Source organism: Zoogloea sp. (assembly GCF_044344315.1).
GTDB lineage: Bacteria > Pseudomonadota > Gammaproteobacteria > Burkholderiales > Rhodocyclaceae > Zoogloea.
The window spans coordinates 1-18,009 of record NZ_JBIJDC010000009.1; the positions used below are offsets into that span (position 1 = coordinate 1).

Below are 18,009 nucleotides of genomic sequence, written 5' to 3' on the forward strand. Positions count from 1 at the left end.
CGTCCGCTCGATGGACGATCTATCGGGGCGTGAGTGGCCAGGCGTTCGGTGAGATCGTGCTCGAGGAGCGTGATCAGGTCACGGTAGTGCACCTCCTGGCCCGGATCGAGCAGCACGAAGCTGTCCAGCGCATAGCCGTGACGGGTGGTGTGGATCTTGGCGTCGGCGATGGAGAAGCCGAGGCGGCTGAAAAAACCGCACAGACGCATGAAGAGGTCGCCCTGATCCTTCATGTAAACCATCACCTGCAGGCCTTCGCCCACGTGGCTGAGGCGCGCCTTCACGACAGGCTCTTCGGTCTCCACCCGGTAGTACAGCATGCGGGCGTGCCAGGCGATTTCCTCGGGGTCGTGCCGCAGGAAATACACCGTATCCAGCTGGTCCCACAGGGCGTCTTCGGTACCCGGGCGCAACCCGTAGTAGCGCAGCAGGTTGCGGGCGTCGTCCTGGCGGATGGGGGTGCCCAGTGCCTGCTGGGGTGTTGCGCCGCGCAGCAGGCGCTGGGCGGCAAAGAAGAGATCTTCCAGCAGCTTGCCCTTCCATCCGTTCCACACCTTCGGGCTGGTGCCGCGGATGTCGGCGTGGGTGAGGATGTAGAGGGCGTTGAGGCGGCGCTCGTTGCCAACCAGGGTGGCGAATCGGCGGATCACTTCCAGGTCGGACAGGTCCTGCTTCTGGGCCACGTTGGACATGGACAGATGGTGCTGGACCAGCCATTCCACCAATGAAGTGTCGTTTTCTTCCAGGCCGTGGGATTCGCAGAAATCCCGGGCGTCCTTCATGCCCAGTTTTGAGTGGTCGCCGCCACGCCCCTTGGCGATGTCGTGGAAAAGGGCGGCGATGTAGATCAGCCAGGGCTTCTCGAAGCCGGTGCTCAGGCGGGTCAGCAGCGGGTACTCATGGGCATGCTCGGCCACCATGAAGCGGCGCACATTGCGCAGCACCTGCAGAATGTGCTGATCCACCGTGTAAACGTGGAAGAGGTCGTGCTGCATCTGGCCAACGATGCGTCGCCAGGCCGGCAGGTAGAAGCTCAGTATGCCGTACTGGTTCATGCGCCGCATTTCGTGCACCACCCCGCGCTTTTGCTGCAGCAGGCGCAGGAAGAGGGCACGATTGGCCGGGTTTTGCCGGAATTCGGCGTTGATCAGCTTGCGGCCCCGCCACAGGGCACGGAGCGTGCGGGCCGTCATGCCCTTCAGTTCGGAGCGCTGCTCGAGGAGCAGGAAGCACTCGAGCAGGGCGCTGGGGTGGCGGTCGAAGACGCCTTCGTCGCGTACGTCGAGGAGTTCGCGCACACACTGGAAGCGTTCGTTGATGTTGATGGCTGCCGGGTAGCGGTTGGGGAAAAACTCCACCCCGAAATTGAGCAGCAGGATGGTGTTGAGCTGGGTGACCTTTTTGGCTGTCCGGTAATACTCCTGCATGAATACTTCGGAGGCGCGCCGGGCTTCGGTGGCATCGAAGCCAAAGCGCCGGGCGAGCTTTTCCTGGTGGTCGAACAGCAGCCGGTCTTCGCGGCGTCCGGTGAGATGGTGCAGGCGGATGCGCACATGCTGCAGGAAGCGCTCCAGCTCACGCAGTTCGGTGGCTTCTTCGTCGGTGATCAGGCCGTGCCGGGCCAGGTCGCGCCAGTGGGTGCCGATGCCCGCCGAGCGGCTGATCCAGCCGATGACCTGGAGGTCCCGAAGCCCCCCCGGGCTTTCCTTGCAGTTCGGCTCCAGCGAATAGGGGGTTTCGTTGTGGCGGGTGTAGCGCTGCTCCTGCTCGAGCCGCTTGGCCTTAAAGAATTGTCCGGCATTGAGAATGCCCCGAAGGCTGACGTTAAACCGGTCGTAGAGCTGTACATTGCCGAAGATACGGCGGGCTTCCAGCAGGTTGGTCATCACCGTTACGTCGAGCGCGGCTTCCTCGAGGCAGGCCTCGACGGTACGCACGCTGTGCCCGATGTCGAGGCCAATGTCCCAGATCAGGCCAATCATCTGGGTCAGGCGTTCCTCCAGGTCGGAGTCGGGCTCGTCCTCCAGCAGGAACAGCAGATCCACGTCCGAACAGGGAAAGAGCTCTTCGCGCCCATAGCCGCCGACAGCCACCAGCGTGGCGGAGGCGGGAAGCCCGAAATCCTTCCAAAGATCGATGAGCACCTCATCCACCAGATGGGAGCGGCCCCTCAGGATGGGGTCGGTCAGCGGTCGTGCCTCATAGGCAGCGCGCAGGGCTTCACCGCCGCTCTTGAGGCGGGCCTTGCAACGGGTGATCAGTTCGCGGGCGGTGTCAGGTGGAACGATGGGCGCGGAATCGGACATCTTCGGGGCAGACGTTCTCAGGGCAGGAGGTTGGCAACGATGTCCGGACGCGGCGGGGCTGCCGTCGACAGGGTCAGTACTTCAACACCGGTATCGGTGACGAGGATCATGTGCTCCCATTGGGCTGACAGGCTGCGGTCACGGGTGACGATGGTCCAGCCGTCGGGGAGCTCGGAAATGGCGGCCTTGCCGGCGTTGATCATCGGCTCGATGGTGAAGATCATGCCCGGCTTGAGTTCGATGCCGGTGCCTGGCTTGCCGTAGTGCAGGACCTGCGGGTCTTCGTGGAAATTGGCGCCGATGCCGTGGCCGCAAAACTCGCGCACGACCGAAAACCCGCTGCCCTCTGCATGCTTCTGGATGGCGTGCCCGATGTCGCCGAGATGCGCGCCGGGCCGCACCTGGGCGATGCCGAGCCACAGGCACTCATAGGTGATCTGGCACAGGCGCCGGGCGAGGATGCTGCAGTTGCTGTCACCACCGACCAGGAACATCCGGCTGGTGTCGCCGTGGTAGCCGTCCTTGATCACCGTGATGTCCAGATTGACGATGTCGCCCTTCTTGAGCGCCTTGTCACCCGGAACGCCGTGACAGACCTGGTGATTGATCGAGGTGCAGATGGATTTGGGGTAGGGCTTGTAGCCCGGGGGGCAGTAGTTGAGGGGCGCCGGGATGCAGCCTTGCACCTCTACCATGTAGTCATGGCAGAGCTTGTCCAGCTCGGCTGTCGTGACCCCCGGCTTGACGAAGGGCGTGATGTAGTCGAGCACTTCGGAGCCCAGTCGGCCCGCGATGCGCATTTTTTCGATTTCTTCCGGCGTTTTTATGGTGACGCTCATGAGACCTGATCTTTTATTGGGGTTTCGAACGCATTAGGCTAGCTCATGCGGCGCGTGCGGGCAATCTGGCGGGAGCGCGAGGCGTAGAGCCGGCCTTGAGGGAAGTAACAGGTTGCTGCTACAATCGGCGGCTTGTCTGGTATGTGCCAGGCAAAATTCACACGTCCGGCCCAATGAGGTCCGGTGGGTCTTCCACAGGGAAGGCTCTCGGCAAGGCGTGGTTCCGCATGGGCGGGCCAGGCAGGCTGGGCGGCGGTCAAACCTCTGTATTGGAGTACAAAATGTCTGTCACCATGCGTCAAATGCTCGAAGCGGGCGTCCACTTTGGTCACCAAACCCGTTTCTGGAACCCGAAGATGGCTCCCTTTATCTTCGGTCAGCGCAACAAGATCCACATCGTCAACCTCGAGAAGACCCTCGTCAAGTACAACGAGGCCATGGATTTCGTGCGCAAGCTGGCTTCCAATCGCGGCACCGTGCTGATGGTCGGCACCAAGCGTCAGGCTCGTGAAATCGTCGCCGAAGAAGCTCGTCGTGCCGGCATGCCCTATGTCGATGAGCGCTGGCTGGGCGGCATGCTCACCAACTTCAAGACCGTCAAGGTTTCCATCAAGCGCCTGAAGGAAATGGAAGCCATGGTGGAAGACGGCTCCATTGAGCGCCTGTCCAAGAAGGAAGCCCTGATGGCCTCCCGCGAACTCGAGAAGCTGCAGAAGAGCCTCGGCGGCATCAAGGATCTGGGCGGCCTGCCGGATGCCCTGTTCGTGATCGACGTGGGTTACCACAAGATCGCCATCACCGAAGCCAACAAGCTGGGTATCCCGGTTGTGGCTATCGTTGACACCAACCACACCCCTGAAGGCGTGGATTTCGTGATCCCGGGTAACGACGATTCGTCCCGTGCGATCCGCCTGTACGCCCGTGGCGTGGCTGATGCCGTGCTGGAAGGCAAGAACCAGGTCATCCAGGAAATCGTTGCGGCCGGTTCCGACGAGTTCGTGGAAGTGGAAGACAGCGCCGAAGAGCAGGCCTGAGCCTTATTGAATCCGATCAAATAGATATTTAGGAGCAAGCATGGCGGAAATTACCGCAGGCATGGTCAAGGAGTTGCGCGAGAAGACCGACGCACCCATGATGGAATGCAAGAAGGCCCTGTCCGAAGCGGCTGGCGACATGGCCAAGGCCGAAGAGATCCTGCGCATCAAGCTGGGCAACAAGGCCTCCAAGGCCGCTGCCCGTGTGACCGCGGAAGGCATCGTGGGGGTGTACATCTCCGCTGACGCCAAGCTCGGCGCGATGGTTGAAGTGAACTGTGAAACCGACTTTGTTGCCAAGAACGACGACTTCCTGGCTCTGGTCAAGAACGTTGCCGAGCTGGTGGCGACCAAGAACCCCGCGGATGTCGAGGCGCTTTCCGCCCTTGAGCTGAATGGCCAGAGCGTGGAGGAAGTCCGTAAGGCTCTGATCGGCAAGATCGGCGAAAACATGACTATCCGCCGCTTCGTGCGTGTGGAAGCCCAGGGTGCCGTGGCCAACTACATCCACGGTGGTTCGAAGATCGGCGTGCTGATCGACCTGGTGGGTGGTGATGAAGCGCTGGCCAAGGATCTGGCGATGCATATCGCTGCATCCAAGCCGAAGTCCCTGGATGCCTCCGGCGTTCCGGCCGAGCTGCTGGATGTCGAGCGTCGTGTGGCCATCGAGAAGGCGCGCGAAGCCGGCAAGCCGGAAGCCATGCTCGAGAAGATCGCTGAAGGTACCGTGCAGAAGTTCCTGAAAGACGTGACCCTGCTCGATCAGGTCTTCGTCAAGGCCGAGGATGGCAAGCAGATCGTCAGCCAGCTGCTGAAGGCCAAGGGCGCTTCCGTTGCCGGTTTCACGCTCTTCATCGTTGGCGAAGGCATCGAGAAGAAGGTCACCGACTTCGCCGCTGAAGTGGCTGCCCAGGCTGCCGCTGCAGCCCAGAAGTAAGAGGTTCGCAGAACGATGAGTCAGCCCGCCTATAAACGCATTCTCCTCAAGCTCTCCGGCGAAGCCCTGATGGGTGACGACGCCTACGGTATCAACCGTGAGGTGGTCGCCGGTATTGTTACCGATGTGGTCGATGTGACCCGCCTCGGTGTGGAGGTCGGAGTTGTGATTGGCGGCGGGAACATCTTCCGTGGCATGGCGGGGGCTGCGTCCGGCATGGATCGCGCCACCGCCGACTACATGGGGATGCTGGCCACCGTGATGAACGCCATGGCCCTTGCAGATGCGTTCCGGGCTGCAGGGGTCAATGCGCGGGTCCAGTCGGCCCTGCGCATCGACCAGGTGGTCGAGCCCTATATCCGTGGCAAGGCGATCCGCTATCTCGAAGAGGGGCGTGTCGTCATCTTCGGTGCTGGCACCGGTAATCCCTTCTTCACCACTGATACTGCTGCAGCCCTGCGTGGCTCCGAAATCGGTGCAGATATTGTGCTGAAGGCGACCAAGGTGGATGGCATCTACACGGCTGACCCGAAGAAAGATCCCTCCGCGACACGCTTCCACAAGATATCCTTTGATGAGGCGATCTCGCGGAATCTCGCGGTCATGGATGCGACGGCTTTTGCGCTGTGCCGCGATCAGCGTCTTCCCATCAATGTTTTCAGCCTCTTCAAGAGTGGTGCGCTGAAGCGGGTGGTGATGGGCGAGGACGAAGGCACGCTGGTCTACTGCTGAGGATGAAGCAATGATTCCCGAGCTCAAGAAAACTACCGAACACAAGATGCACCGCTCCATCGAGGCCCTCAAGCAGGATCTCGCCAAGGTGCGGACTGGCCGTGCCCACGTTGGCATTCTCGATCATGTGATGGTCGATTACTATGGCAGCCCGGTGCCCATCAGCCAAGTGGCAAACATCACCCTGATTGATGCGCGTACCATTGGCGTTCAGCCTTGGGAAAAGCCGATGGTCGGCAAGGTTGAGAAGGCCATCCGTGATTCCGATCTGGGTTTGAACCCCGCGGCTCAGGGTGAAGTCATCCGTGTGCCGATGCCGGCCCTGACCGAAGAGCGCCGCAAGGAGCTGATCAAGGTCGTCAAGAACGAGGGCGAGGGCGCGAAGGTTGCCGTGCGCAATCTGCGCCGCGATGCCAATGGCGCGCTCAAGGATGCTCTCAAGGCCAAGACGATTTCCGAGGACGACGAACGTCGTGCTCAGGATGAGGTCCAGAAGCTGACGGACAAGTCGATTGTCGAGATCGACAAGCTTCTCGCGCAGAAAGAACAAGAGCTGATGCAGATCTGACCGTCAGGTCGGTTGCTGCTTTCCCGGTTCCTTTTCTTCCAGGCGGATACGATATGGTGCGATTGCCGTTTCTCAGCTCCACGCGGGCCGTACCCGAGGCTGCGAAGGTTCCTCGGCACATCGCGATCATCATGGACGGCAACGGGCGTTGGGCGCGCAAGCGGCTGATGCCCCGGGTCGCCGGGCATGCCAAGGGTGTGGATTCCCTGCGCGAGGTGATTCGCAGTTGCCTTGATCGTAGTGTTGAGTACCTGACGGTGTTCGCCTTCAGTTCAGAAAACTGGCGTCGCCCGAAAGACGAAGTGTCTTTCCTGATGCAGTTGTTCGTGAAGTCCCTGAAGGCCGAAATCGAGCGCATCCATCGCAACAAGATCCGTCTGCGGGTGGTCGGTGATCTGGCGCCGTTCGACGACGCACTGGTGAGCCTGATCCGTGACGGTGAGGCGCTGACTGCCGATAACGGTAAGATGAATCTCACCATCTGCGCCAACTATGGTGGCCGCTGGGACATCATGCAGGCCGTGGAAAAGATGATCGCCACCTCTGGAGAGGCTGGCGGGCGTCCCTATTCCGAGGAGGACTTGGCGCCGCATCTTGCGCTGAGCTTCAGTCCCGAGCCAGATCTGTTCATCCGTACCGGGGGCGAGCAGCGTATCAGCAACTTCATGCTCTGGCAGCTCGCCTACTCCGAGCTTTATTTCACCGACAAGCTGTGGCCCGAGTTCGGTGAAGCGGCCCTGGATGAGGCCATCGCGTCCTACCAAGGGCGAGAGCGCCGCTTCGGACGGACCAGCGAACAGGTCGTCTCCGACAAGCCCGATACCGCGCCCGATCATGCTTAAGGCGCGGGTCATCACCGCGCTTGTCCTGCTCGCAGGTCTTCTCGCCGCACTCTTTCTACTGCCCGCTTCGGGCTGGCTCCTGTTCGCATCTCTCATCTGCGCCGTCGCAGCCTCGGAGTGGGCGACCATGCTCGGCTTTGGCGGTGTGGCCAGGAATCTCTATGCAGTGATTCTTGGCTCCCTGTGTCTCGCTGCCGGTGCGGTGGCTGGACTGCATCAGGAGGCCACTGTCGCGCCCTTCGGCCTTGCACCTGTGTATGCGGTCAGCGCCTTGTTCTGGGTCCTGTGCGTGCCTTTTTGGCTGCGTTCCTGGTGGCAATTGCCAGGGCAGGGGGCGGCGGCGCTGATTGGGTTGGTGCTGCTTCTTCCCCCCAGTCTGGCCATTGCCCACCTTCGACTCCTGAGCCCATGGCTGCTGCTGGGGGTCATGGCGGCGGTCTGGGTCGCTGACATTGCAGCGTATTTCACCGGCCGGGCCTTTGGCCGCCGCAAGCTGGCGCCGTCCATCAGCCCAGGCAAGAGCTGGGAGGGTGCCTACGGGGCGATGGCCGGCGTGGTGATCTATGGTCTTATCTGCCTGAATCATGTGGGGCATGACGTGACAGCAAGTGGCTACCTCCTTGCGGTGCCGGTACTGGTTGCCTTCACGGCGGTGAGCATCATCGGTGATCTGTTTGAGTCATTGATCAAGCGCCAGGCAGGCGTCAAGGACAGTGGGAGTCTGCTGCCTGGGCATGGTGGTGTGCTTGATCGTATTGACAGCCTTACGTCCACGCTGCCGATTGCCGGCTTGCTGACACTCTGGATGGCGCGTTGAAGTCATGAACCACGGCAAGAAACTTGTAACGGTACTCGGCGCGACGGGCTCCATCGGTGTCAGCACGCTGGACGTGGTAGCACGGCACCCGGATCTTTTTGGTGTGTTTGCCCTCACGGCCCATCGGCAGGTGGACAAACTGCTTGAGCAGTGTCTGGCTCACCGCCCTGCCTATGCGGTTCTCGATAGCTCGGAGGACGCGTTGGCGCTGCAGTCCCGGCTCGACGCAGCAGGCTGTTGCACCGAGGTGCTGGTGGGCGCGGCTGCCCTGGCCGATGTGGCTGCTGCCCCGGAAGTGGACATGGTCATGGCCGCCATTGTCGGCGCCGCTGGGCTCGTGCCGGCCCTTGCCGCTGCGCGGGCTGGCAAGCGCATCCTGCTCGCCAACAAGGAAGCCCTGGTGATGTCCGGGGCACTCTTCATGCAGGAGGTTGCAGCGACCGGGGCAAGCTTGCTGCCCATCGATAGCGAGCACAACGCCATTTTTCAGGCGCTCCCCGCGGGTTTCGAACGGGGCCTTCACGGTAGCGGTGTCAATCGCATCCTGCTGACCGCCTCAGGAGGGCCTTTCCGGCGCAAGCCTGTGGAGGAGCTTGCCGCGGTAACGCCGGATATGGCTTGCGCCCATCCCAACTGGGTGATGGGGCGCAAAATTTCCGTCGACTCCGCCACCATGATGAACAAGGGCCTCGAGGTCATCGAGGCTCACTGGCTATTCGGCTTGCCGGCGGCAAGCATCCAGGTGGTCATCCATCCCCAGAGCGTGATTCATTCGATGGTCTCGTACGCGGATGGATCGGTCATTGCCCAGCTGGGCAACCCGGATATGCGCACGCCTATTGCCCATGCCATGGCTTATCCCCAGCGGGTGGATGCGGGTGTGCGTCCGCTTGATCTGTTCGAGATTGCCCGGCTGGATTTCGAGCGCCCGGATCTTGAACGATTCCCCTGCCTGGCCCTGGCCTACCGGGCGCTGGAAGAAGGGGGGATTGCACCCGCCGTGCTCAATGCGGCCAACGAGGTTGCGGTGGCGCGATTTCTCGATGGCGGGCTGCGGTTTGACCGTATCGCTGGCGTCATCGCCGATACGCTGGACGCAATTGCGCCGCATACGGCGGATACCCTCGAGATCGTTTTTGAGGCGGACCGACAGGCCCGGGATATCGCCGGTGATCTGGTTCGAGGGCGGTGCAGATGAGTGGCATGGGTCTGCTCGATTACGTCCTGCCTTTCCTGCTGGCGTTGGGGATTCTGATCGTCGTTCACGAGTTCGGTCATTACAGCGTGGCGCGCCTGTGTGGTGTCAAGGTGCTGCGATTTTCGTTGGGTTTCGGCAAGCCGCTGCTGATGCGTCGCTTCGGCCCTGACCAGACGGAGTGGGTGCTGTCGGCCTTCCCGCTGGGGGGCTACGTGAAGATGCTGGACGAGCGTGAGGCTCCGGTGCCAGCGCACGAGCAGCACCGGGCCTTCAATCGGCAGACCGTGTGGCGCCGGATCGCCATCGTGGCGGCGGGGCCGCTTGCGAACTTTGTCCTGGCCATCGTCCTGTACTGGGGGCTTTACGTCGGAGGGGTGGAGGAGTTGCGGCCACGTCTCGGCCCCCCGGTGGCTGCCAGCCTGGCCGAGCAGGCCGGCTTCGCCGACGGTGACGTCGTGCGCAGCGTTGATGGCCGGCCGGTACAGACCTGGCAGGAGTTTCGTTGGGAGTTGATCAACGACGCCCTGGACAAGCGGGTGGTGGTAATCGAGACCATCAACGATACCCGGGAGATCGTGTTTCGCAAGCTCGATTTGAGTGCGGCGACGGTGGATCAGGATAAGCAGGACATCGCGACACAGGTAGGCCTGACCTTGCAGCGTCCCAAGCTGCCTGCCGTGCTGGGCAAACTAAGCCCGGGTGGGGCCGCCGAAGCGGCAGGGCTGCGCGAAGGAGATCGGGTTGTCCGTATCGGAGAGAAAACCGTGGAGGACTGGACCGAGTTGGTGATGGCTGTTCGCGAGGCCCCGGGTCAGACATTGGAAGCAGAAGTCGTTCGGGATGGTGGAGCCTACGTGACCCGCATCGTCCCTGTATCGGTCGAGGAGAACGGTCGTGCAATCGGGCGCATCGGCGTCGGGGTGGCCGACGCGGAAGGCCGACGGGAGCTGATGTTCGTGACGGTTCGCTATGATTCCCTGGACGCGCTGGGCAAGGGCTTGCGTCAGACCTGGGATACTGCGGCGCTCAGTCTGTCGGTCATGGGACGCATGATTGTCGGCGAGGTTTCGGTGAAGAATCTCAGTGGTCCGGTGACCATTGCCGACTTTGCCGGGCAGTCCGCACGCATGGGTTTTTCCCATTACATCAAGTTCCTGGCGCTGATCAGCATCAGCCTCGGGGTCCTGAATCTGCTCCCGGTGCCGGTGCTTGATGGTGGGCACTTGCTGTATTATGTGATCGAGATCATCAAGGGCGGCCCGGTTTCCGAACGTGTTATGGAGATCGGCCAGCAGATCGGCATGGCCCTGCTGGCAGCGCTAATGGCTTTCGCCTTCTACAACGACATCAACCGCCTTGTTGCTAGCTGAAATCGGATGAAATCCAAGCTTCTTCCCGGGGTGATCGCTGCGCTTTTCGCTGCGTCTCCCGCATTGGCCTTTGAGCCATTCGTCGTCAAAGACATTCGTATTGAAGGTATCCAGCGCACCGAAGCCGGTACTGTATTCAACTACCTGCCCGTCAAGGTCGGAGAGCAGTTTTCCGACGACAAGGCTTCCCAGGCGATCAAGGCCCTGTTTGCCACGGGCTTCTTCAAGGACGTCCGGATCGAAGTGGATAAAGACGTGATCGTCGTCGTTCTCGACGAGCGTCCGGCTATTTCCCAGGTCGATTTTGTCGGCATCAAGGAGTTCGACAAGGAGGCCCTGAAGAAAGGCCTCAAGGAAGTCGGCCTTGCGGAGTCGCGGATCTTTGACCGGGCGGTACTTGAGCGTGCCGAACAGGAGCTCAAGCGTCAGTACCTCTCCAAGGGCTTGTATGGTGTGCAGATCACCACCACCGTCACGCCCCTTGAGCGCAATCGTGTCGGTGTGAATTTCAACGTGGTTGAGGGTGAGGCCGCGCGTATTCGCCAGATCAGCATCATCGGCAACAAGGTGTTCAAGGAGAAGGAGCTGCTTGAGCTCTTTTCCCTCACCACCCCGGGCTGGATGACGTGGTATTCGAAGAGTGACCAGTATTCGAAGCAGAAGCTTTCCGGCGATATCGAGGCGCTGCGCTCCCATTACCTGAACCGGGGCTATCTGGATTTCAACATCGATTCGACCCAGGTGTCGATCACGCCCGACAAGAAGGATATCTACATCACCCTGAGCATTTCCGAGGGTGAGAAGTACACCGTCTCCGACGTAAAGCTGGCGGGCACCATGGTGGTGCCCGAGGCCGAGCTTCAGGCGCTCATCAAGCTCAAGGCGGGTGAGACCTTCGTGCGCGACAGCGTCACGGCCACCACCAAGGCCATCAGCGATCGCCTGGGCAATGCGGGCTATGCCTTTGCCAACGTCAATGCTGCCCCGGAAGTGGACAAGGCGAAACGTGAGGTGGCCTTCACCTTCTTTGTCGATCCGGGCCGCCGCGTTTATGTGCGAAAAATCAACTTCGCAGGCAATGTGCGTACCCGTGACGAGGTGATTCGTCGCGAGATGCGTCAGATGGAGGGTGCGTGGTACGACGGTGCCGCGCTCAACCGTTCAAAGGTGCGCCTGGATCGCCTCGGCTACTTCGACGAAGTCTCCATCGAGACACCGGCGGTCACGGGCTCTACCGACCAGGTCGATGCCAACTTCACCGTCAAGGAGCGCGCCACCGGCAACCTGATGCTCGGCGCGGGTTTCTCCAGCTCCGAAAAGGTCATCCTGTCCGCGTCGATTTCCCAGCAGAACCTGTTCGGCACCGGCAATGCCATGACCCTTCAGGTCAATACCGGCCGGATCAACAAGACGGTTGCCCTGTCCTTCACCAATCCTTACTGGACCATCGATGGGGTCAGTGTGGGTTGGGACATCTATCAGCGCAACGTTGACCCGACCTCCCTGTCGGTGGCGACCTACAAGAGTTCGTCTATCGGTGCTGGTGTCCGCTTTGGCTACCCGATTGCAGAAGACGACCGGATCAATTTCGGCCTCGCCATCGACCAGACCACCATCAAGGTCTACGACTCCAGCCCGGCGCCCTACGTGAACTTCGTCAACACCTTCGGCGATACGGCGCGGAGTCTGCTGGCGACGGCGGGCTGGGCCCGGGATCGTCGGGACAGTTTCCTGTATCCGACCTCGGGGGTGTATCAGCGGGCATCGGTTGAAGTTGCCACGCCGGTTCTCGACATGCGTTATGTCCGCGCCAATTACCAGCATCAGTACTGGATTCCCTTTGGTGGTGGCTACGCGTTGATGCTCAATGGCGATGTGGGCTATGCCCACGGCTACGACGGGAAGGCACTGCCGTTCTACAAGAACTTCTACGCGGGTGGTATCGGCTCGGTGCGGGGATATGAACAGAGCACCCTCGGCCCCCGTTATACGGACAGCTCGGGTTTTGTGCGTTCCCTGGGTGGCAACCGGCGCGTGGTAGGCAACGCGGAGTACTATTTCCCCATGCCCGGCTCCCAGAAAGACAAGTCCATGCGGCTGTCCTTGTTCGCCGATGCGGGTTATGTGTGGGGTTCGGACGACAAGGTCCGGGCTTCCGATTTGCGTTACAGTGCCGGCCTGGCGTTCTCCTGGAGTTCTCCTGTCGGCCCGCTCAAATTCAGTCTTGGTCAGGCGCTCAAGAAGGAAGAAGGCGATCGAACGCAGAAATTCCAGTTCCAGTTGGGTACGGTTTTCTGATCGCGACCGAACCGTATTGCAAGCAGATGGAGGTTTGAGTGAAGGGTATTGGCATTTCCACGCTGGCAGCAGTGCTGCTGGCAGCGTTTGCACAGACGGCCGTAGCCGAGGTGAAGGTTGGCTTCGTCAATTCCGATCGGGTCATGAAGGAAGCGACGCCTGCCAAGAAGGCGCAGCAGAAACTCGAGAAGGAATTCGAGAAGCGCGACCAGGACCTTCAACGCATCGCCAAGCAACTGCAAGGCATGCAAGAGGCGCTTGAGAAGAACACCATGACGATGGGCGAGGGTGAGCGCCGCAACAAGGAGCGTGAGTTCAACGACCTCAACCGCGAGTTTCAGCGTAAGCAGCGTGAGTTCCGGGAAGACCTGAACCAGCGTCGCAACGAAGAACTGGCGGGGGTGCTTGAGCGAGCCAACAAGACGATCAAGCAGATCGCCGAGGCTGATAAGTACGACATCATCTTCCAGGAAGCCGTGTACGCAAGCCCGCGTATCGATATCACCGACAAGGTGATCAAGGCCCTCAGCGAAGCCAAGTAGGCGTCCGTCCCCATGGAAGTCTCTCTTGGTGCCCTGGTAGGCAGGCTTGGAGGCGAACTGCTTGGTGACCCGGATGTGATGGTCAGGCAGATCGCCACCCTTGAGAAGGCGGGCGACGGAGACCTCGCCTTTCTCGCCAACCCCAAGTATCGCCAGGCGCTTGAAACCAGCCGGGCCGCGGCTTTCATACTGGCGCCGAAGGCTGTGTCGTTGACCGATAGACCGCGCATCGTCACGCCCGATCCCTATCTCTATTTTGCCCGGGCGGCCCAGTTTTTCAATCCACCGCGGCGCGCACCGGCAGGCATTCACCCCAGTGCTGTAGTCGCGTCGTCGCTGCCGCCTTCCGTCTCTGTTGGTGCCAATGCGGTGATCGGCGAGAGCTGCGTGATTGGTGAGAACTGTGTGATTGGGCCGGGCAGCCTGATTGGTGATGGCGTGCACATCGGAGCTGACAGCCTGTTGCATGCCGGGGTCACCATCCATTTCGATTGCGTGGTTGGCAAACGGGCCATCCTGCACTCGGGTGTCGTCATTGGTTCGGATGGTTTCGGTTTTGCCCGGGATGCAGATCGTCATTGGGTAAAGATTCCCCAGATCGGTCGTGTGCTTGTTGGTGATGACGTGGAGATTGGCGCCAATACCACTGTCGACCGCGGTGCGCTTGGGGACACGGTGATTGGCAATGGGGTCAAGCTCGACAACCTGATTCAGATCGCCCACAACGTGAGCATCGGTGACGACAGCATCATGGCGGGGCATTCGGGCATTGCCGGCAGCACCCGGGTCGGGGCCCGGTTGATGGTTGGTGGGCAGGCCGGGATTGCCGGTCATCTGAAGGTCTGTGACGACGTCGTAGTGTCAGCCGGGACCATCATTTCCAAGTCCGTGGACAAGCCCGGGGTATACACCGCGATGCTTCCGCAGATGTCCCATGCGGACTGGATCCGCAATTTTGCCCACGTGCGTCGCCTTGATGCGATGGCCGACCGGGTGCGCGAGCTGGAGAAGAAGCTCGCTGACATGGAAAAGAAATCATGAGCGAAATCATCGACATCAACGAAATCAAGCAGTACATCCCGCATCGATATCCCTTCCTGCTTGTGGATCGGATCGTCGAGATCGAGCTCGGCAAGCGTGCCGTGGGCCTCAAGAATGTGACCATCAACGAGCCTTTCTTCCCTGGCCACTTTCCCCACAATCCGGTCATGCCCGGCGTGCTGATCATCGAAGCGCTGGCCCAGGCTGCCGCCGTGCTGGCCTTCAAGACCGAAGGGACAATTCCGGACAAGGATGCGATGGTGTATTTCGCGTCGGTGGACAACGTGCGCTTCAAGCGCCCCGTGGTGCCTGGCGATCAACTGATGCTCGAGGTCGAGATCGTTCGCACCATCCGCAACATCTGGAAGTTCAAGGGGGTTGCCCGCGTCGCCGGCGAGGTGGCAACCGAAGCCGAATTCATGTGTGCGATCAAACGATGACGATTCACCCGACTGCCATTGTCCACCCGGGAGCGCGCCTTGCTGCTGACGTGCAGGTCGGGCCGTTTTCGGTCATCGGCGAGCATGTCGAGGTTGGTGAAGGTACGACGATTGGCCCCCATGTTGTCATCGAGGGGCACACCCGCATCGGCCGTGACAACCGGATCTTCCAGTTCTGCTCCATCGGCTCCGAGCCCCAGGACAAGAAATACGCCAACGAGCCGACCCGCCTCGAGATCGGCGATCGCAACACCATTCGCGAGTTCTGCAGCTTCAGCACCGGCACCATTCAGGACGGTGGTCTGACCCGCGTCGGCAACGACAACTGGATCATGGCCTATGTCCACGTGGCCCACGACTGCACGGTGGGCAACAACACCATCTTTGCCAACAATGCCACCCTTGCCGGCCACGTCTCGGTGGGTGACTGGGCGATTCTGGGTGGCTTTACCGGTGTGCATCAGTTCGTGCGTGTGGGTGCCCACAGTTTCTGTGGCGTCGGCACCGTGCTGCTGCAGGATCTCCCGCCCTTTGTCACAGTGTCGGGCAACCCGGCCTCGCCCCACGGCATCAACAGCGAGGGGCTGAAGCGGCGCGGTTTTTCCAGCGAAGGCATTGCGGCCATCAAGCGCGCCTACAAGACGCTCTATCGCAACGGACTTACCCTCGACGAGGCTCGCCAGCAGATTGCGGCCGTCGCCGCCGATGTTCCCGAGCTCAGGCAGTTTTCCGACTTCATTGCCGACTCCGGTCGTGGCATCGTTCGGTAGTCCATGGCTTTGCGCATCGCCATGGTGGCGGGCGAGGCGTCCAGTGACCTCCTCGCCAGCCACCTGATCCGGGCGCTCAAGCGCCATCTGCCGGACGCAGAGTTCTTCGGTATTGGTGGGCCCAAGATGCAGGCCGAGGGTTTCAAGGCGCTCTGGCCTGCCGAGAAGCTGGCTGTCCACGGCTACGTGGATGCGCTGAAGAACTACCGGGAGCTGTCCGGCATCCGCCGCACGCTGCTTAAGCGCCTGCTTGCCGATCCGCCGGCGGCCTTCATCGGGGTGGATGCGCCTGACTTCAGCCTGTGGCTCGAGAAGCGCCTGAAGGACAAGCATATTCCGGCGATCCACTTCGTCGGGCCGTCCATCTGGGCCTGGCGCAAGGGACGCATCAAGGGTATCGCGCGCTCTGTCAGTCACATGCTGTGCCTGTTCCCCTTCGAGCCACCTCTCTACCAGGCGGCCGGCGTACCTGTGAGCTACGTGGGGCATCCGCTGGCCGATGTTTTTCCGCTGGCACCCGATCGTGCTGCCGCCCGGGAGATGCTGCAGATCCCAGACGGGGTTCCGGTGTTCGCCCTTTTGCCGGGCAGCCGCCAATCGGAAGTGCGCAATCTCGCCGACACTTATATCGCCACCGCGGCCGCGCTCCATGAGCGTCACCCGGACGCCCGTTTCCTCGTGCCCCTGGCCACGCGGGAAACCCGCCTGCTGTTTGAAGAAGCCCTGCGTCGCCATGCCAACATCGACCTGCCGATCCGCATCCTCTTCGGCCACGCCGTCGATGCAATGATCGCAGCCGATGTCGTGTTGGTGGCAAGCGGTACTGCGACGCTCGAGGCGGCCTTGCTGAAGCGCCCGATGGTGATCACCTACAAGATGGGCAAGTGGTCTTTCCGCCTGATGCGGAGGATGGCCTACCTGCCCTGGGTCGGACTGCCCAATGTGCTGGCCGGACGCGAGGTGGTGCCCGAGATCCTCCAGGATGCAGCTACGCCTCAGGCTCTCGCCGATGCCCTTGATGCCTGGCTGACCGACAAGGAAAAGGTGGCCGAGCTGACCCGTACCTTCACCGACATGCATCTGCAGTTGCGCCAGGACACCGCCGCCAAAGCCGCTGCCGCCATCCTCCCCTACCTGCAGGGGCGCGGGCGATGAAAGCGCAACGTGAAGAGGTGCCGTTTTTCCTCCGGGAAGGATGTCGCGGAGCGTCCGGTGGGTAGTTCTCCAAGCCTGCTTTGCGGGGTTGATGAGGCCGGGCGCGGCCCCCTGTGCGGGCCGGTTGTCGCTGCGGCGGTCATTCTCGATCCCGCGCGGCCGATTGCCGGTCTGGCCGACTCCAAGAAGCTCTCCGAGAAGCGCCGTGATGCGCTGGCCCTGGAGATCCGCGAGAAGGCCCTGGCCTGGTGCATTGCCGAGGCCAGCGTCGAGGAGATCGACCGCCTCAACATCCTGCACGCCTCCATGCTCGCCATGCAGCGGGCCGTTGCGGGCTTGCAGCAAGTACCGGACAGGGTGGCTGTGGATGGCAACCGCTGCCCGCACCTGCCCATGCCCTGCGAGGCCATCGTCAAGGGGGATTCCCTGGTGCCGGAGATCTCGGCTGCATCCATACTGGCCAAGACCGCACGCGATGCCCTACTGGTGGCCCTGGATACGCAGTATCCCCAATACGGGCTGGCCGCTCACAAGGGCTACCCGACACCGGCCCATCTTGCCGCCTTGAAAGCCCACGGGGTGTGCGCGATCTACCGGCGCAGTTTTGCACCGGTGCGTGCCATCGTGGCCAACCCACCCCTGTGGACCGACGAGGACTGCCTGTGAAACTCCATCATTTTCTGCTGTTCATCCACCTGGCCGGTGTTGTGATCTGGGTTGGAGGCATGGCTTTCGCCCATTTCTGCCTGCGTCCGGCGGCTCTCGCCTTGCCGCCTGCCCAACGTCTCAGTTTATGGAGCGCGGTGCTGGGGCGATTTTTCCGCATTGTTTGGGGGTGCATCGCCGTGATCGTGGCGTCAGGTTTCGCGATGCTGCTTGAGGTCGGGTTTGCCCAGGCGCCCCGCTCGTGGCATGTCATGGCTGCCGTCGGGCTGGTGATGGCGGGCATCTTCGCCAGCATCTGGTTCGGCCCGTGGCGGGCCCTGCAGCAGGCCGTTGCCGCCGAGAGCTGGGCTCAGGGCGCGCAGGCGCTCAACCTCATCCGCCAGCGGGTCACCCTCAACCTGGTGCTGGGTACGTTGACCGTCGCCCTGGCCACCCTCGGCCTCGCCTACTGATC

At 61.6% G+C, this 18,009-nt stretch carries 18 protein-coding genes; 16 read left to right on the forward strand and 2 right to left on the reverse strand.

Translation table 11 applies throughout. The features are described 5' to 3' along the window. Nucleotides 1-2,306 (reverse strand): [protein-PII] uridylyltransferase (locus ACIQ09_RS03215; protein ID WP_398306015.1); only part of this gene is annotated, 2,306 nt, incomplete at its 3' end. A gap of 17 nt (nt 2,307-2,323) precedes the next feature. Further along, nucleotides 2,324-3,145: a type I methionyl aminopeptidase gene (gene map / locus ACIQ09_RS03220; RefSeq protein ID WP_398306018.1), complete on the reverse strand. Its 822-nt coding sequence runs from the start codon at nt 3,143-3,145 to the stop codon at nt 2,324-2,326. A gap of 281 nt (nt 3,146-3,426) precedes the next feature. Between map and rpsB the strand changes: the two genes are divergently transcribed. Genes rpsB through ACIQ09_RS03300 form a run of 16 tightly spaced genes read left to right on the forward strand, consistent with a single transcriptional unit; the run spans nt 3,427 to nt 18,007 of the window. Continuing rightward, the gene (gene rpsB, locus ACIQ09_RS03225) at nt 3,427-4,179 is read left to right on the forward strand and encodes a 30S ribosomal protein S2 (protein WP_398306021.1); all 753 of its coding nucleotides are present in this window, start codon (nt 3,427-3,429) and stop codon (nt 4,177-4,179) included. Nucleotides 4,180-4,219: 40 nt separating this feature from the next. Beyond that, complete coding sequence (tsf, locus tag ACIQ09_RS03230; protein ID WP_296402352.1) at nt 4,220-5,116, forward strand: translation elongation factor Ts; 897 nt, start codon at nt 4,220-4,222, stop codon at nt 5,114-5,116. Nucleotides 5,117-5,131: 15 nt separating this feature from the next. Continuing rightward, a complete protein-coding gene (gene pyrH, locus ACIQ09_RS03235; protein WP_296402354.1) occupies nt 5,132-5,848 on the forward strand; it encodes a UMP kinase in 717 nt (238 codons plus the stop codon). Between the two features lie 10 nt (nt 5,849-5,858). Beyond that, complete coding sequence (gene frr / locus ACIQ09_RS03240; RefSeq protein ID WP_398306026.1) at nt 5,859-6,416, forward strand: ribosome recycling factor; 558 nt, start codon at nt 5,859-5,861, stop codon at nt 6,414-6,416. A gap of 53 nt (nt 6,417-6,469) precedes the next feature. Further along, complete coding sequence (gene uppS, locus ACIQ09_RS03245; protein WP_398306029.1) at nt 6,470-7,258, forward strand: polyprenyl diphosphate synthase; 789 nt, start codon at nt 6,470-6,472, stop codon at nt 7,256-7,258. Next, entirely contained in the window at nt 7,251-8,075 is an 825-nt protein-coding gene (locus tag ACIQ09_RS03250; protein ID WP_398306032.1) for a phosphatidate cytidylyltransferase, read from the forward strand. Before uppS ends, ACIQ09_RS03250 begins: the two co-directional genes overlap by 8 nt. A gap of 4 nt (nt 8,076-8,079) precedes the next feature. Next, the gene (gene ispC, locus ACIQ09_RS03255; RefSeq protein ID WP_398306035.1) at nt 8,080-9,273 is read left to right on the forward strand and encodes a 1-deoxy-D-xylulose-5-phosphate reductoisomerase; all 1,194 of its coding nucleotides are present in this window, start codon (nt 8,080-8,082) and stop codon (nt 9,271-9,273) included. A 5-nt stretch (nt 9,274-9,278) separates the two neighbouring features. Continuing rightward, nucleotides 9,279-10,643 carry an RIP metalloprotease RseP gene (gene rseP / locus ACIQ09_RS03260; protein WP_398306038.1) on the forward strand — a complete coding sequence of 455 codons (1,365 nt, stop codon included), beginning with the start codon at nt 9,279-9,281 and terminating at the stop codon, nt 10,641-10,643. Between the two features lie 6 nt (nt 10,644-10,649). Then, nucleotides 10,650-12,941, forward strand: coding sequence for an outer membrane protein assembly factor BamA (bamA, locus tag ACIQ09_RS03265; RefSeq protein WP_398306042.1), 2,292 nt, complete (start codon nt 10,650-10,652; stop codon nt 12,939-12,941). Between the two features lie 47 nt (nt 12,942-12,988). Next, nucleotides 12,989-13,483: an OmpH family outer membrane protein gene (locus ACIQ09_RS03270; RefSeq protein WP_296572139.1), complete on the forward strand. Its 495-nt coding sequence runs from the start codon at nt 12,989-12,991 to the stop codon at nt 13,481-13,483. A gap of 12 nt (nt 13,484-13,495) precedes the next feature. Then, nucleotides 13,496-14,524, forward strand: coding sequence for a UDP-3-O-(3-hydroxymyristoyl)glucosamine N-acyltransferase (gene lpxD / locus ACIQ09_RS03275; RefSeq protein ID WP_398306045.1), 1,029 nt, complete (start codon nt 13,496-13,498; stop codon nt 14,522-14,524). Between the two features lie 5 nt (nt 14,525-14,529). Further along, nucleotides 14,530-14,964: a 3-hydroxyacyl-ACP dehydratase FabZ gene (gene fabZ, locus ACIQ09_RS03280; RefSeq protein WP_398306231.1), complete on the forward strand. Its 435-nt coding sequence runs from the start codon at nt 14,530-14,532 to the stop codon at nt 14,962-14,964. Continuing rightward, nucleotides 14,961-15,734, forward strand: coding sequence for an acyl-ACP--UDP-N-acetylglucosamine O-acyltransferase (gene lpxA, locus ACIQ09_RS03285; RefSeq protein WP_398306048.1), 774 nt, complete (start codon nt 14,961-14,963; stop codon nt 15,732-15,734). The genes fabZ and lpxA overlap by 4 nt, the downstream gene beginning before the upstream one ends. 3 nt (nt 15,735-15,737) lie before the next feature. Continuing rightward, a complete protein-coding gene (gene lpxB, locus ACIQ09_RS03290) occupies nt 15,738-16,889 on the forward strand; it encodes a lipid-A-disaccharide synthase (protein WP_398306051.1) in 1,152 nt (383 codons plus the stop codon). Between the two features lie 57 nt (nt 16,890-16,946). After that, on the forward strand, nt 16,947-17,555 hold the full coding sequence (gene rnhB, locus ACIQ09_RS03295; RefSeq protein WP_398306054.1) for a ribonuclease HII: 609 nt from the start codon (nt 16,947-16,949) through the stop codon (nt 17,553-17,555). Next, nucleotides 17,552-18,007, forward strand: coding sequence for a CopD family protein (locus ACIQ09_RS03300; protein WP_398306057.1), 456 nt, complete (start codon nt 17,552-17,554; stop codon nt 18,005-18,007). Before rnhB ends, ACIQ09_RS03300 begins: the two co-directional genes overlap by 4 nt. Nucleotides 18,008-18,009 lie beyond the last annotated feature (2 nt).